Annotated in this window: 10 protein-coding genes and 1 pseudogene; 5 read left to right on the top strand and 6 right to left on the bottom strand. The window is 74.2% G+C overall.

Annotated elements, in window-relative coordinates; genetic code table 11:
* Position 1: 1 nt before the first annotated feature.
* Positions 2 to 1,030, bottom strand: a complete 1,029-nt coding sequence (locus TEK04_RS07790) for a hypothetical protein (protein ID WP_336403761.1) — start codon at positions 1,028 to 1,030, stop codon at positions 2 to 4.
* A gap of 144 nt (positions 1,031 to 1,174) precedes the next feature.
* On the opposite strand from TEK04_RS07790, the gene TEK04_RS07795 reads away from it, so the two are divergent.
* The gene (locus tag TEK04_RS07795) at positions 1,175 to 2,026 is read left to right on the top strand and encodes a deoxyribonuclease IV (RefSeq protein WP_336403762.1); all 852 of its coding nucleotides are present in this window, start codon (positions 1,175 to 1,177) and stop codon (positions 2,024 to 2,026) included.
* A 315-nt stretch (positions 2,027 to 2,341) separates the two neighbouring features.
* Here the strand turns inward: TEK04_RS07795 and TEK04_RS07800 are convergent.
* From TEK04_RS07800 to TEK04_RS07810, 3 genes and pseudogenes are all read right to left on the bottom strand, one after another.
* Positions 2,342 to 3,493: pseudogene (locus TEK04_RS07800) on the bottom strand (glycosyltransferase family 87 protein); the annotation flags it as partial.
* A 31-nt stretch (positions 3,494 to 3,524) separates the two neighbouring features.
* Positions 3,525 to 5,894: a transglycosylase domain-containing protein gene (locus TEK04_RS07805; protein ID WP_336403763.1), complete on the bottom strand. Its 2,370-nt coding sequence runs from the start codon at positions 5,892 to 5,894 to the stop codon at positions 3,525 to 3,527.
* Between the two features lie 98 nt (positions 5,895 to 5,992).
* Positions 5,993 to 6,403, bottom strand: a complete 411-nt coding sequence (locus TEK04_RS07810; protein WP_336403764.1) for a DUF5318 family protein — start codon at positions 6,401 to 6,403, stop codon at positions 5,993 to 5,995.
* A 208-nt stretch (positions 6,404 to 6,611) separates the two neighbouring features.
* On the opposite strand from TEK04_RS07810, the gene TEK04_RS07815 reads away from it, so the two are divergent.
* Both TEK04_RS07815 and TEK04_RS07820 read left to right on the top strand, forming a co-directional pair.
* Entirely contained in the window at positions 6,612 to 7,691 is a 1,080-nt protein-coding gene (locus tag TEK04_RS07815; protein WP_336403765.1) for an inositol-3-phosphate synthase, read from the top strand.
* A gap of 38 nt (positions 7,692 to 7,729) precedes the next feature.
* Positions 7,730 to 8,506: a hypothetical protein gene (locus TEK04_RS07820; protein ID WP_336403766.1), complete on the top strand. Its 777-nt coding sequence runs from the start codon at positions 7,730 to 7,732 to the stop codon at positions 8,504 to 8,506.
* Positions 8,507 to 8,719: 213 nt separating this feature from the next.
* Here the strand turns inward: TEK04_RS07820 and TEK04_RS07825 are convergent, their stop codons facing one another.
* A complete protein-coding gene (locus TEK04_RS07825) occupies positions 8,720 to 9,373 on the bottom strand; it encodes a YqgE/AlgH family protein (RefSeq protein WP_336403767.1) in 654 nt (217 codons plus the stop codon).
* 102 nt (positions 9,374 to 9,475) lie between these two features.
* Here TEK04_RS07825 and TEK04_RS07830 point away from each other — a divergent pair, with 102 nt between their 5' ends.
* Entirely contained in the window at positions 9,476 to 10,750 is a 1,275-nt protein-coding gene (locus tag TEK04_RS07830) for an MFS transporter (protein WP_336403768.1), read from the top strand.
* 10 nt (positions 10,751 to 10,760) lie between these two features.
* On the opposite strand, the gene TEK04_RS07835 is transcribed toward TEK04_RS07830, so the two are convergent.
* Positions 10,761 to 12,227: a CCA tRNA nucleotidyltransferase gene (locus tag TEK04_RS07835; RefSeq protein WP_336403769.1), complete on the bottom strand. Its 1,467-nt coding sequence runs from the start codon at positions 12,225 to 12,227 to the stop codon at positions 10,761 to 10,763.
* 43 nt (positions 12,228 to 12,270) lie between these two features.
* Here TEK04_RS07835 and TEK04_RS07840 point away from each other — a divergent pair, with 43 nt between their 5' ends.
* A complete protein-coding gene (locus TEK04_RS07840; protein ID WP_336403770.1) occupies positions 12,271 to 12,747 on the top strand; it encodes an NUDIX hydrolase in 477 nt (158 codons plus the stop codon).
* Positions 12,748 to 12,758: the final 11 nt, after the last annotated feature.

A 12,758-nucleotide genomic window follows, 5' to 3' on the forward strand; every position in this document is an offset into this window, starting at 1 on the left:
GTCAACTGCGCCCGGCCGCGCGCTGGGCCAGGTGGGTGCGCACGAGCGCCGCGGTCACCCCGGCGAGGGCGATCACCGCGGCCAGCGCGGGCACCGACAGCGCCGGGTCGGGGGTGCTGGCCGAGGAGTCCGAGGCGACCTCGACGCCGTCGCCGCTGCCGGGCAGGGTGGCGCCGTTCAACCCGGCCAGCTGGCCGAAGACCGGCACCGAGGCGCCGTCGTAGCTGCCCGGCCCGCCACCGCCGCCGGCGGCGCGGGCGGAGGACGCGGCGTCGCTGGTGACGAAGCGGGAGGGGTCGAAGGCGGCGGCGGCCGAGGTGTCCACCGGCGCGAGCTGCCCGCCCGACTCGGGCACGGAGTAGGCGTAGCCGGTGCCGTCGGTCGCAGGGACCTCCGCCGCGGGCTCGGTCGGCTGGGTCCCGGGGTCGGTGGTGGGGACCTCGGTCACCGGGGTCTGCGGGGTGGGCACCACCGGCACGGTGGGGCCGGGGACCGTCACCGGCGGCAGGGTGGGCAGGTTCGCCGAGGGCAGGTTGGGCAGCGGGACCAGGGTGTTCACCACGAACGGCGTACCCACCGGCAGCGGCGGCAGCGTGGCGATGACCCCGTTCACCAGCTGGTTCAGCACCGTGGCGGACAGGTTGGTGTTCGACACCACGCGGTAGGTGTAGGTGATCGAACCGACCGTGCTGGCCGGGAACGTGTAGCTGGCGCTCTGGCCGGGCTGCAGCGTCTTCGTCGAGCCGTTGAAGGTGACGGCGACGTCGGTGTAGACCGTCGAGCCCAGCGTGCCGATCAGGGGCAGGGAGATGCTGGCCGGGTAGGAGGCCACGGAGTTGACGAAGGTGGCGGTGCCGCCGGCGTCGATGCTGACCACCGGTGGGGTCAGGGTGCGGATGTCCACGGTGGCGGTCGGTGCCGCGCTGGCGGTGGGCGCGGCGAGCACCGAGCCGGCCATCGCCAGCAGCCAGCCCAGGGTGAGGACGGCGATCCCCCGCCGTGCCGACCTGCCGATCCGTCCGGTGTCCATGTCCTGCGCCTCTCCGTCGAGACCCGTGCCGGGCACCCGTGTGGGAGTACCCGCGAGTAACACCTATCACAACCAGGAACGAGTGTGTGACCTGGGAGATACGCCCGCATCTCGATGTCACCCGCACGGCCTACGTTCGGGGGCATGTCGTCGCACCCGGTCGGAGTACACGTCGGAACAGGCCTCACCGAGAGCGACGGGGTGGGCACGGAGGTCGACGACGGGGGCGTGCTGGCCCGCGCGGCGGAGGTCGACGCCACCGCCGTCCAGGTGTTCCTCGCCGACCCGCAGGGGTGGCGGGCCCCGGCCCCGCGGCCCGACGCCGCCGACCTGCGGGCGGCCGACCTCACCGTCTTCGTGCACGCCCCCTACGTGCTCAACGTGGCCTCGACCAACAACCGCATCCGCATCCCCAGCCGCAAACTCCTGGGCCAGCACGCGGCGGCCTCGGCGGCGGTCGGCGCCGCGGGCCTGGTCGTGCACGGCGGGCACGTCACGGGCGGGGACGACCCGGCAGCCGGGTTCGACAACTGGCGCAAGCTGTTCGAGCGCCAGCACGCCGACGGCGGCTTCCCCGTGCCGGTGCTGGTGGAGAACACCGCCGGCGGCGACAGGGCCATGGCCCGCGAGCTCGACGCCCTCGCCCGGCTCTGGGAGGCGGTGGGGGAGTTCGGCGCCGGCTTCGTGCTGGACACCTGCCACGCCTGGGCCGCCGGGTGGGACCTGGCGTCGGTGGTCGACGACGTCCGGGCGATCACCGGCCGCATCGACCTGGTGCACCTCAACGACAGCCGCGACGGGGCCGGCTCGATGCGCGACCGGCACGCCCCGCTGGGGCAGGGGCAGATCCCGGTGGAGCTACTGCTGGGCGTCGCCGCCGCGGCCGACTGTCCCGTCGTCCTCGAGACCCCGGGCGACCCCGCCTCCCACCGTGCCGAGATCGCGCTGCTGCGCAGCGCGCTGGCGCAGGACGACGCGGTCCGGGGCGCCGTCTAGGGGGCCGCCGGCGGGGTCGTCGGTGCCCGGCCAGCTGCGGCGCACGCGGTCCAGCTCGGGTCGCCACACGTCGCGCACCACGAGGCCGACCAGCACCAGGACGGCGGCGTCCCGCACGCCCACGGCGAGGAAGAACCACTCGACGTCGATGCCCTTGTCGTCGGTGCCCAGGTACCAGAGCAGCCGCGGCACCCACAGCACCGCCTCGGTGGCCTGCCAGGCCAGCAGGGAGCGCCAGGCCGGGCGGGCCAGCACCGCCAGCGGCAGCAGCCACAGCGAGTACTGCGGGCTCCACACCTTGTTGACCAGCAGGAACCCGGCGACGAGGAGGAAGGCCAGCTGCGCCACCCGCGGCCGCACCGGCGCGGCCAGGGCAAGCCAACCCACCGCGGCGCACACCAGGAGGGTGGCCACCGCGACCCAGGTGTTGAGCACGGTCGGCGTCTGGCCGGCGGCCAGCGGCCCGTCGAGGATGCGGGAACCGGTCGCGTGCAGCGCGATGTTCCACAGCGTGTCCGGGTCGGCCGGGCGGCTGTCGTTGAGGGCGAAGAACTCGCGCCAGTTCTGCGGGGCGAGCACCGCGACCGGCGCGTTGACCACCACCCAGGCGCCGACCGCCGCGACCGTGGTGACCGCCCAGGCCCGCAGCTTCCCCGCCCGCAGGCACAGCACCAGCAGCACGCCCAGCAGCAGCACCGGGTAGAGCTTGGCCGCGGTGCCCAGGCCGATGAGCACCCCGGCCAGCGCCGGGTGCCGGCGGGCCCAGGCCCACAGGGCCAGCATCGCCAGCGCGACGGCGAACAGGTCCCAGTTGGTGAAGGCGTGCACCACCAGCAGCGGTGAGAGCCCGATCATGGCGGCGTCCCACGGGCGGGCGCCCGACAGCCCCACGACCGCCCTGGTGACCAGCAGCGCGCAGACGCTGAGCATGAGGCAGGTCACCACGTAGTAGCTCTGCACGGGCACCACCGCCGGCAGCAGACCCACCGTGGCGGCCAGGGAGTCGTAGCCGCGCGCGAGCACCGAGGCCACCCACATGAACCCCCCGGTCAGCACCGGGTACTCCAGCGGCGCGTCCAGGTAGGGCACCCGGCCCTCGGCCAGGCCGCGCAGGCCGAACAGCGGCACCGAGTCGGAGTAGCAGAAGTGGGTGTACTGCTTGGAGCCCGCCCAGTCGCCGTCCGAGCAGGGGTACTGCTTGGCCCAGGCCAGGGCCAGCCCGACCACGCAGAACAGCAGGCAGGCCCGCAGCGGCGTCCAGAACAGGGCCCGCCCGGTGACGGCGTGCCGGCCCCACGGACCGCCGACCGCCTCGCTGGCCTGGGCGGCCACCCGGTCGGTCCAGGTGGGCACGACGCGGTCGGGCCACGGCGGTGCGGCCACCTGCGGGGGAGCGCTGATCGCCGGTGCGGACGCCGCGGGCCCGCCCGCCGGCTCCTCGGCCGGCGGCGGGCCCGCGTCGTGCATGCTCACGGCGCCATAGTGCCGTGCGGGGTGCTCAGCCCCCCGGTTGCCCGTTGTTCTGCCCGGGCCCGGGTCCCGGCAGCAGGCCCGCCGAGGAGGACGACGTCGTCGTGACCGGCGGGGTCGTCGGCGGCGGCGTCGTCGTGGGCGGCGGCGTGGTGGTCACCGGGGCCTGGGTGGTGGTCGGCGCCGGCGCCTGCGTCGTGCTGGGTGCCGGGGCCTCCGTCGTCTGCGGCGGGGCCTGCGTGGTCGGCTCGGGCACGCCGTTGCCGGTGCCGCGGCTGATGATCGGCTCGCTGGGCAGCTCCTCGACCGGGGTGCCGGCCAGGACGGCGTCCATGTACTGCTGCCAGATGGCCCCCGGCAGCCCCGAGCCGAAGATGATCGACCCCGAGGCGTTGACGATGGGCTCGCTCGGGCTGTCGTTGCCCATCCACACCGCGGTCGAGATGGACGGGGTGAACCCCACCATCCAGGCGTCGGAGTTGTCCTCGCCCTGGCCCTGGGTGCCGGTCTTGCTGGCCACCGGCCGGTCGCCGTCCAGCGAGCGGCGGGAGTACTCGGCCACGCCCTCCATCGAGTAGGTCGTGTCGCTGGCGACGTCGGCCGGCATGGCCTGGGTGCCCGCGTCGACCACCGACTCGGGGGAGACGACGACGCCGCCCGCGGAGTCCACGACCTGGCTCACGATGTGCGTGGTGTGCCGCACCCCGCCGTTGGCGATGGTGGCGAACCCGGCGGCCTGGTCGATCGGGCGCATCTCGTACTCGCCGATGCCGATGGCCGACCCGGTGGTGCCCTCGCGGTTGCCCAGCGTCCGGACGCCGTCCAGGGCACCGCCGCTCCACGTGTCGGGCATGCCGGTGGCGGCCAGCGCCGTGTCGCGCACGGCGTCCGGGCCGACCTCGTAGGCCAGCCCGTAGAAGGTGGTGTTGAGCGACCGGGTCATGGCCTGCACCAGGGTGCAGTTGCCGCACGAGGCGCCGCCGGAGTTGCGCACCGGGGCCTCGCGGTCGGGGAACCGCTGCGGCGAGCTGCCGTCCCAGCGGGTCTCCACGCCGATGCCCTGCTCGAGCGCCGTGGCCATCACGTAGGGCTTCATCGACGACCCGGGCTGGCGCTGGGCCTGCACGTAGTCGGTGCCGGTCTCGGTGACCGGGCTGTAGTAGGTCAGCACCGCACCGGTCCGCGGGTCCACCGAGACCAGGGCCTCGCGGAGGTTCTCGGGCTCGCCCTCCATCACGTCGGCGACCGCGGCCGCGGCGGCGTCCTGGTAGGCCTTGTTCACCGTGCTGGTGATCCGCAGCCCACCGGCGAAGACGTCCTGGTCGTCGAGGCCGTACTTGCTCTGCAGCTCGGCCACCACCTGGCGGGCCACGAAGCCCTCCGGGCCGTCGGGGTAGCTGAGGTTGGCCGTGGAGACCGGCAGCACCTCGGGGTAGACCGACGCCGCCCGGTCGGCCGAGCTCAGCCAGCCCTGCTCGACCATGCCGTCGAGCACCAGGCCCCAGCGGTCCTGCGCGACGTCGGGGTTGTTCGCCGGGTCGTAGGCACTGGGGCTGCGGACCAGGACGGCGAGGACGGCGCCCTGCTGTGCGGTCAGCGCGCTGGCGTCGACCCCGAAGTAGGTCTGCGCGGCGGCCTGGATGCCGTAGGCACCACGACCGAAGTAGATCGTGTTGAGGTAGCCCTCCAGGATGTCGTCCTTGGAGTAGTTGTTGTCCAGCTTGATGGCCAGGAACAGCTCCTGGAACTTGCGGCTGAACGTCTGGTCGGCCGTCAGCAGCGTGTTCTTCACGTACTGCTGGGTGATCGTCGACCCACCCTGCGTCGACCCGCCGGTGAGGTTGTTCCACGCCGCGCGCGCGATGCCGGTGACCGAGATGCCGGGGTCGTTGTAGAAGTTGCGGTTCTCCGCGGCCAGCACCGCCTCGCGGGCCGGCTCGGACACCTGGTCCAGCGGCACGTTGATGCGGTTCTCCTCGCCCAGCCGAGCCATCTCGGTGGTGCCGTCGGAGTAGTAGATGATCGACAGCTGCTTCTGCTGGACGTCGGCGAGGTCGGGCACGCTCGTGTTGGCGTACACGACGCCGACGAAGACCCCGAGCAGCACCAGACCGCCCACCACCAGCGAGGCCAGCACCTTGTAGACGCGGCGCCGCTTCTGCTTCGCCGTCCGCCTGCCCTTCTTCCCCTTGCCGGCCGGGGGGCGGGCGGAGACCGTCGCGCCGCCCCCGGAACGGGCCGCCGTCGTCCGGCCGCGGTCGCCGCGCCGCGCGGTGCGCGGGTCGGGACGGCGGGGGTCCGGTCGACCGCCGCCCTCGCGACCGGCCCGCGCGGGCGGGGGACGGCGCACCGAGCCGGCCGGGGGGCCGACGGGTGAGGTCTCGTCGTGGGGAGGCACGGCGGGGGCCCCTCTCTCGGTTCGGGTGGGCGGTGCGGCACCGCCCCGGGTGGGGCGGGGGGCCGGCGACCAGGATGATGGGTGGACCTGTGGACGGGTCAGTCCGAGCGGGTTGCGCGCCGGGTGCGACGGGGGACCCGGCCCGGTCCCGGCTCCGCACCCAGGACGTAGGAGCTGGCCAGGTGGTTCCAACCGCAGCCGCGGCAGACCTCCACGGCGTACACCGCGAACTCGTCCTGCATCGCGTCCATGCGGGCGAGCTCGGCCTCCCGCTTGGCCTGGCCGGCGACCGTGCCCAACGCATCACCGTAGACGAAGTTGACCCGGGTCAGCCGGCGCCGCTCGCACACCGGGCAGGGGTCGTCGGTGTCCTCGCCGTGGTACCGCGCGGCCTGGGTGAGCTGCGGGGCGGCGTCGCACACCTCGGCGAGCGCGACCCGCCCCCGGCGGACGTCGGCCAGCAGTGCGCGCTTGCGCAGCACGTAGTCGACCGTCGATCGCCGAGGCACCGGTCCAGCGTACGAGCCGGACCGGTCCGGATCGACGTGACAAAGGGTCGGGCATGCAACATGACAAAGCGACCCGTATGTTCGTCTCCGACTGCGGGCGCCAGCGACCGCAGCGGCCCCACCCGGCAGCGCGGCCGGGCCGGGGCAGCAGCACCGAGCGCCACACCCACAACCAGCCGCGCACCGTCGCCGGCATCGAGGAGGACCCATGGGATCGGTCAAGGTCGCGATCGTCGGCGTCGGCAACTGCGCCGCGTCGCTCGTGCAGGGCGTCGAGTACTACAAGGAGGCCGACGAGACGCAGAGCGTCCCCGGCCTGATGCACGTGCGCTTCGGCGACTACCACGTCTCCGACGTGCAGTTCGTCGCCGCGTTCGACGTCGACGCCAAGAAGGTCGGCCAGGACCTGTCCGCGGCCATCGGCGCCAGCGAGAACAACACGATCACGATCTGCGACGTCCCGCCGACCGGCGTGACCGTGCAGCGCGGCACCACCCTCGACGGCCTGGGCAAGTACTACCGGCAGACCATCGAGGAGTCCGACGAGCAGCCCGTCGACGTCGTCGCCGCCCTGCGCGAGTCCGGCGCCGACGTCCTGGTCTGCTACCTGCCCGTGGGCTCCCAGGAGGCCGCGGAGTTCTACGCCCAGGCCGCGCTCGACGCCGGGGTCGCCTTCGTCAACGCCCTCCCCGTGTTCATCGCCGGCACGAAGGAGTGGGCCGACAAGTTCACCGCCGCCGGGGTGCCGATCGTCGGCGACGACATCAAGAGCCAGGTCGGGGCGACCATCACCCACCGCGTGCTGGCCAAGCTGTTCGAGGACCGCGGCGTGCAGCTGGACCGCACCATGCAGCTCAACGTCGGCGGCAACATGGACTTCAAGAACATGCTCGAGCGCGAGCGCCTGGAGTCCAAGAAGATCTCCAAGACCCAGGCGGTGACCAGCCAGGTCGACCGCGACATGGGCAAGGACAACGTGCACATCGGCCCCTCGGACCACGTGCCGTGGCTGTCGGACCGCAAGTGGGCCTACGTCCGGCTCGAGGGCCGCGCGTTCGGCGACGTCCCGCTGAACCTGGAGTACAAGCTCGAGGTCTGGGACTCCCCGAACTCGGCCGGCATCATCATCGACGCCGTCCGGGCCGCCAAGATCGCCAAGGACCGCGGCATCGGGGGCCCGATCCTGTCGGCGTCGTCGTACTTCATGAAGAGCCCGCCGGTGCAGTACAGCGACTCCGCGGCCCGCGACGCCGTCGAGGCCTTCATCCGCGGGGACGTCGAGCGCTGAGCACCGGGCCGGCATGCCCCGCTTCGTACGCTGGGGGCATGCCGGCCCGACCCCGTCTGATCGCCCTGCTGCTCGCCCTCGCCGTCACGGTGCTGGCCGGCTGCAGCGACGGGTCGGCGGCGGCCGACCGCGAGCCCGGTGACCCGGTGACCAGCGAGGAGGCCGACACCCTCGCGGGGTTGCTGCACCGCAACGTCACCGAGGGCGGGGCCGACGTCACCGTCACCGCGCCGTACGCCGAGGGCGCGGTGCTCACCCTCACCGGCGAGGTCGACTTCGCCTCCGGCACCGGGCGCGCCCAGGCCGTGACCACCGGCAGCACCGGCCAGGCCACCGAGAGCCGCACCCTGTTCTTCACCGACACCGACCTCTGGTACGGCGACGTCCCCGGGCTCACCGAGGCCCTGGCCGCCGCCGGCCGACCGGGTGCCACCTACCTGGAGCGCCCCCTCTCCCCGCTGCAGGCCGGCGGGACGGCGTCCCTGGTCGACGTCCTGGTCCAGCTCGTCCTGAACCTCGCCGCCCCGGCCGACGACGACCCCCGCGCCATCCTCGAGCGCGGCTACACGTGGCAGGGCCAGCGCACCGTGGACGGGCAGCTGGCCTCGGTCTACCGCACCGGGTCCGGCGCCACCGTCGTGGTGTCGGCCGAGGACGAGCTGCTGCTGCAGTACGTGACCCGGCTGCCCGACCAGACGTTCGACGTCACGATCACGCTGGGCGACCACGGGTCGCGCACCATCACGCTGCCCGACGACGCCGAGACCGCGCTGGTCGCCGACTACCCGCAGATCGCCGACGAGCTCGGCTTCTGAGGAAGGACCTCGTCGCCCCCCAGCACGGCTGCGCCGCGCCGGGACCCTGCGACGAGGCCGTTCCATCCGGTTCGGCATCAAAACGGGAGGGACGGTCTCTTCCCCAGACCGTCCCTCCCGCAGCGCTCAGTCTGCCAGAACGACCGCCCCCGTGCGAGACCTCTGGGGCAGGTGGGGCGCGCCGGCGACGCGGTCGACCGGCCGCGTCCTCCCTCAGTTCTGGGTGGGGTCCGGGGCGGCGGTCGAGAGCACAGCGCGCGGACCGGTCTGGCGGCGCAGCACGCGGTGCCACAGCGCGGCCCCGCCGTCCACGGCCAGCACGTCGTCGGCCTGCCCCCGGACGCAGGCCCAGGCCCCCTCGGCGATCTCGCCACCCAGCTGCCCCGGCGACCAGCCCGCGTAGCCGGCGAACACCCGCAACCCGGTGACGCCCGCGGCGGCCTGCCCGGGGTCGCCGTCGAGGTCGACCAGGTGCACGCCGTCGCCGACCGGCTGCAGCTGCGGCACCCCACCGGGCCCCGACGCCAGGCACAGCGCGGTCTCGCTCTCGCAGGGCCCGCCGACGTGGAAGACGCCGGGCGGCACCGCCAGGCCCGCCCAGCCGGGCAGGACGTCGGCGATGCGCACCTCGCTGGGCCGGTTCAGCACCACGCCGACGGTGCCGGTGCTGGAGTGGTCGACCACGTACACCACGGTGCCGGCGAAGTTCGGGTCGACCAGCAGCGGCATGGCCACCAGCAGCGTCCCGGCCGCGACGTCGGCGAGCGCACCGATGGTGAGCGGCGGCGTGCCGGCACCGGCGGACCGGCCCGCGGCGGAGGCGGCGGGTCGGCGGTCCGGGTCGGGCGACGGGGGCACCGCGTTCATCCCGACCAGTGTGCCCCAGGACGGTGCCCGCAGGGGCCCCCGCGTGCGCGGCCGACCCGTCCGGGGCAGCCGTAGGGTGCAGGTGTGGTCGGACGGGGCGCGGTGGCACGCCGCCTGCTGCGCCGCCCCGACTTCCGCCGGTTGCTGCTCACCCGGTTGGCCTCGCAGTTCGGCGACGGCATGTTCCAGGCCGCGCTCGCCGGCACGGTGCTGTTCAACCCCCAGCGGGCCGCCGACCCGGTCGACGTCGCCGCGGGGTTCGCCGTCCTCCTGGTGCCCTACTCGCTGCTGGGCCCCTTCGTCGGCGTGTGGCTGGACCGGTGGAGCCGCCGCCAGGTGCTCCTGGTGGCCAACGCGGTGCGCGCCCTGCTCGTGGCCGGGGTCGCCGCCCTGGTGGTCGCCGGTGTCGGGGGACCGGCGTTCTACCTGGCCGGGCTGGCCGTCTTCTCGGTCAACCGGTTCGTGCTGTCGGCGCTGTCGGCCGGGTTGCCGCACACCTGCGACCGGCCCTCGCTCGTGTCGGCGAACGCGCTGAGCACCACCGCCGGCGCGGTCTCCACCGTGCTGGGCGGTGGGGTGGCCATCGGTGTCCAGTCGCTGCTGGCCCGGGGCGACAGCGGCTACGCCGTCCTCGCGCTGTGCGCGGCCGGGCCCTACCTGCTGGGCTCGGCGATCGTCGCCGGTTTCGCCCGCGACCACCTGGGCCCCGACCACACCTCGCGGGCGGCCACGACCTCGGCCCGGGACGTGCTGCACGGGATGCTGGCCGGTGCCCGCCACGTCCTGGACTCGAGACCGGCCACCTGGGTGCTGACCCTCATGGCCGTGCACCGCATCTGCTTCGGGGTGCTCACGCTGCTCACCCTGCTGCTCTACCGGACCACCCTGGAGCCGGTGGGCCTGTTCTTCCCGGTCGGTCTGCCCGGGATCGCGCAGGTGCTGGGTGCCGGTGCCGTGGGCACGCTGCTCGCGGCGGTGCTCACCCCGCCGGCGGTGCGCCGGTGGGGCAAGGGCCGGTGGACGACGGGGGTGCTGCTGCTGGGCGGTGCCGGGCAGCTGGGCCTGGGCCTGCCCTTCCTGGCTCCGACCATCGTGGCGGCCGGCTTCCTGCTCGGGTTCGTCGCCCAGGCGGTGAAGATCTGCGTGGACAGCACCCTGCAGGAGGTCGTGCACGACGACTTCCGCGGCCGCGTGTTCTCCGTCTACGACGCGGTCTTCAACGTGACCTTCGTGCTCGCGCTGGTGCTCGGCGCCCTGACGCTGCCCGCGTCGGGGGCCAGCGTGCCGGCGCTCGTGCTGGTGGGCGTGCTCTACGTCGCCGCGGCCGCCGGGAACGCCGCGCGCGGCACGTTCGCACCGTCCCCCGCCCTCCGCTGACCCGCGGAGGTCAGCGGGCGCGCCACCAGGCGAGCAGCTCGGCCTCGGCCTGCTCGGGGTCCAGCGGCCCGCGCTCCAGGCGCAGCTCCTTGAGGAACCGCCACGCCTCGCCGACCTCGCGGCCCGGGGGGATGCCCAGCAGCTCCATGATCCGGTTGCCGTCGAGGTCGGGGCGCACCCGGGCGAGGTCCTCGGCGGCCGACAGCTCGGCGATGCGCTGCTCCAGCGAGTCGTAGGTGGCCGACAGCGCCGCGGCCCGCCGCTTGTTGCGGGTCGTGGAGTCCGAGCGCACGAGCTTGTGCAGCCGGGGGAGCAGGTCACCGGCGTCGGTGACGTAGCGCCGGACGGCGGAGTCGGTCCACCCGCCCGACCCGTAGCCGTGGAAGCGCAGGTGCAGGAAGGTCAACCGCGCGACCTGCTCGATGACCTCCTTGGGGTACTTCAGCGCGGTCAGCCGCTTGCGCACCAGCTTGGCCCCGACCACCTCGTGGTGGTGGAAGGAGACCCGCCCGCGGGGCTCGTGCCGCCGCGTGGCGGGCTTGCCGATGTCGTGCAGCAGCGCGGCCAGCCGGAGCACGAGGTCCGGCGGGCTGCCGGGCTCCTCCAGGGCGATCGCCTGGTCCAGCACAGTGAGCGAGTGGGTGTAGACGTCCTTGTGCTGGTGGTGCTCGTCGATCTCCATGCGCAGCGCGGCCAGCTCGGGCAGGACGACGTCGGCCAGCCCGGTGGACACGAAGAGGTCCAGCGCGGCCCGGGGGGCCGGGTTCAGCAGCGTGCGGGAGAACTCCTGCTGGACCCGCTCGGCGGTGATCCGGCCCAGCTCGGGCGCCAGCGCGGTCATCGCCGCCACCACCTCGGGGGCCGGGGTGAGCCCCAGCTGCGCGACGAAGCGCACGGCGCGCAGCATGCGCAGCGGGTCGTCGGCGAAGGAGTCCTCGGGGGCGCCCGGCGTGCGCAGCCGCCCGGCCAGCAGGTCACCCAGACCGCCGAAGGGGTCGGTGACCGTGCGGTCAGGACCCAACGACACGGCCATCGCGTTGACGGTGAAGTCCCGCCGGGCGAGGTCGTCGTGCAGCGAGCTGCCCCAGGCCACCTCGGGGTTGCGGGACTCGCGGTCGTACCGGTCGGCCCGGAACGTGGTGATCTCCAGCCGCTCGCCGCGGACCTCGGCGCCCACCGTGCCGAAGGCGATGCCGGTGTTCCACGTGGAACTGGCCACCCCGTCGAGCACGGCCAGCGTCTGCTCCGGGGTGGCCGACGTGGTCAGGTCCAGGTCGCCGAGGCGGGCGGCGCCGGAACCGGCGGCGAGCAGCGCGTCGCGCACGGAGCCGCCGACCAGGTGCACCTCGTGGCCGGCGGCGGCGAACCGTTCGCCCACCGCGCCCAGCACCGGGGTGAGGTCGACCAGCTCGCGGACGGTCTGCTGCACGGCCTCGGGGACCGGCGCGGGTTCGGGACGCGGGAGCTCGTCGGACACGACCAGCCAGGCTACTGAGGTCGACCGCGCTACCCTGCAGAGCATGGCTCCGACGGGCGGACGACGACGCCCGGGCCGACGTCTGCGCCGGGTGGACGAGACCTCGGCCGGCGGCCTGGTCGTGGCCGACGACGACGGCACCGGGCCGCGCGCAGCGCTCATCGGCCGCACCGACCGGCGGGGCCGCCTGCTGTGGTCCCTGCCCAAGGGGCACATCGAGGCCGGCGAGACCCCCGAGGACACCGCCGTGCGCGAGGTGGCCGAGGAGACCGGCATCCGGGGCGAGATCGTGGCGCCGCTGGGCATCATCGACTTCTGGTTCGTCGCCGACGGCCGACGGGTGCACAAGACGGTGCACCACTTCCTGCTGCGCGCGACCGGTGGCGAGCTCTCCGACGAGGACGTCGAGGTCACCGAGGTCGCCTGGGTCCCGCTGAGCGAGCTCTCCGGGCGGCTGGCCTACGCCGACGAGCGGGCGCTGGTCGAGCGCGCCCCCGGCCTGCTGGCCGACAGCGCGTGAACCGGCGGGCT

This window comes from Klenkia sesuvii, assembly GCF_037083825.1.
Classification (GTDB): domain Bacteria; phylum Actinomycetota; class Actinomycetes; order Mycobacteriales; family Geodermatophilaceae; genus Klenkia; species Klenkia sesuvii.

Excerpts from the sequence above, each read along its gene's own strand:
- TEK04_RS07790 (WP_336403761.1), bottom strand. The coding sequence starts at position 1,030 with ATGGACACCGGACGGATCGGCAGGTCGGCACGGCGGGGGATCGCCGTC.
- TEK04_RS07795 (WP_336403762.1), top strand. The coding sequence starts at position 1,175 with ATGTCGTCGCACCCGGTCGGAGTACACGTCGGAACAGGCCTCACCGAG.
- TEK04_RS07815 (WP_336403765.1), top strand. The coding sequence starts at position 6,612 with ATGGGATCGGTCAAGGTCGCGATCGTCGGCGTCGGCAACTGCGCCGCG.
- TEK04_RS07820 (WP_336403766.1), top strand. The coding sequence starts at position 7,730 with ATGCCGGCCCGACCCCGTCTGATCGCCCTGCTGCTCGCCCTCGCCGTC.
- TEK04_RS07825 (WP_336403767.1), bottom strand. The coding sequence starts at position 9,373 with ATGAACGCGGTGCCCCCGTCGCCCGACCCGGACCGCCGACCCGCCGCC.
- TEK04_RS07840 (WP_336403770.1), top strand. The coding sequence starts at position 12,271 with ATGGCTCCGACGGGCGGACGACGACGCCCGGGCCGACGTCTGCGCCGG.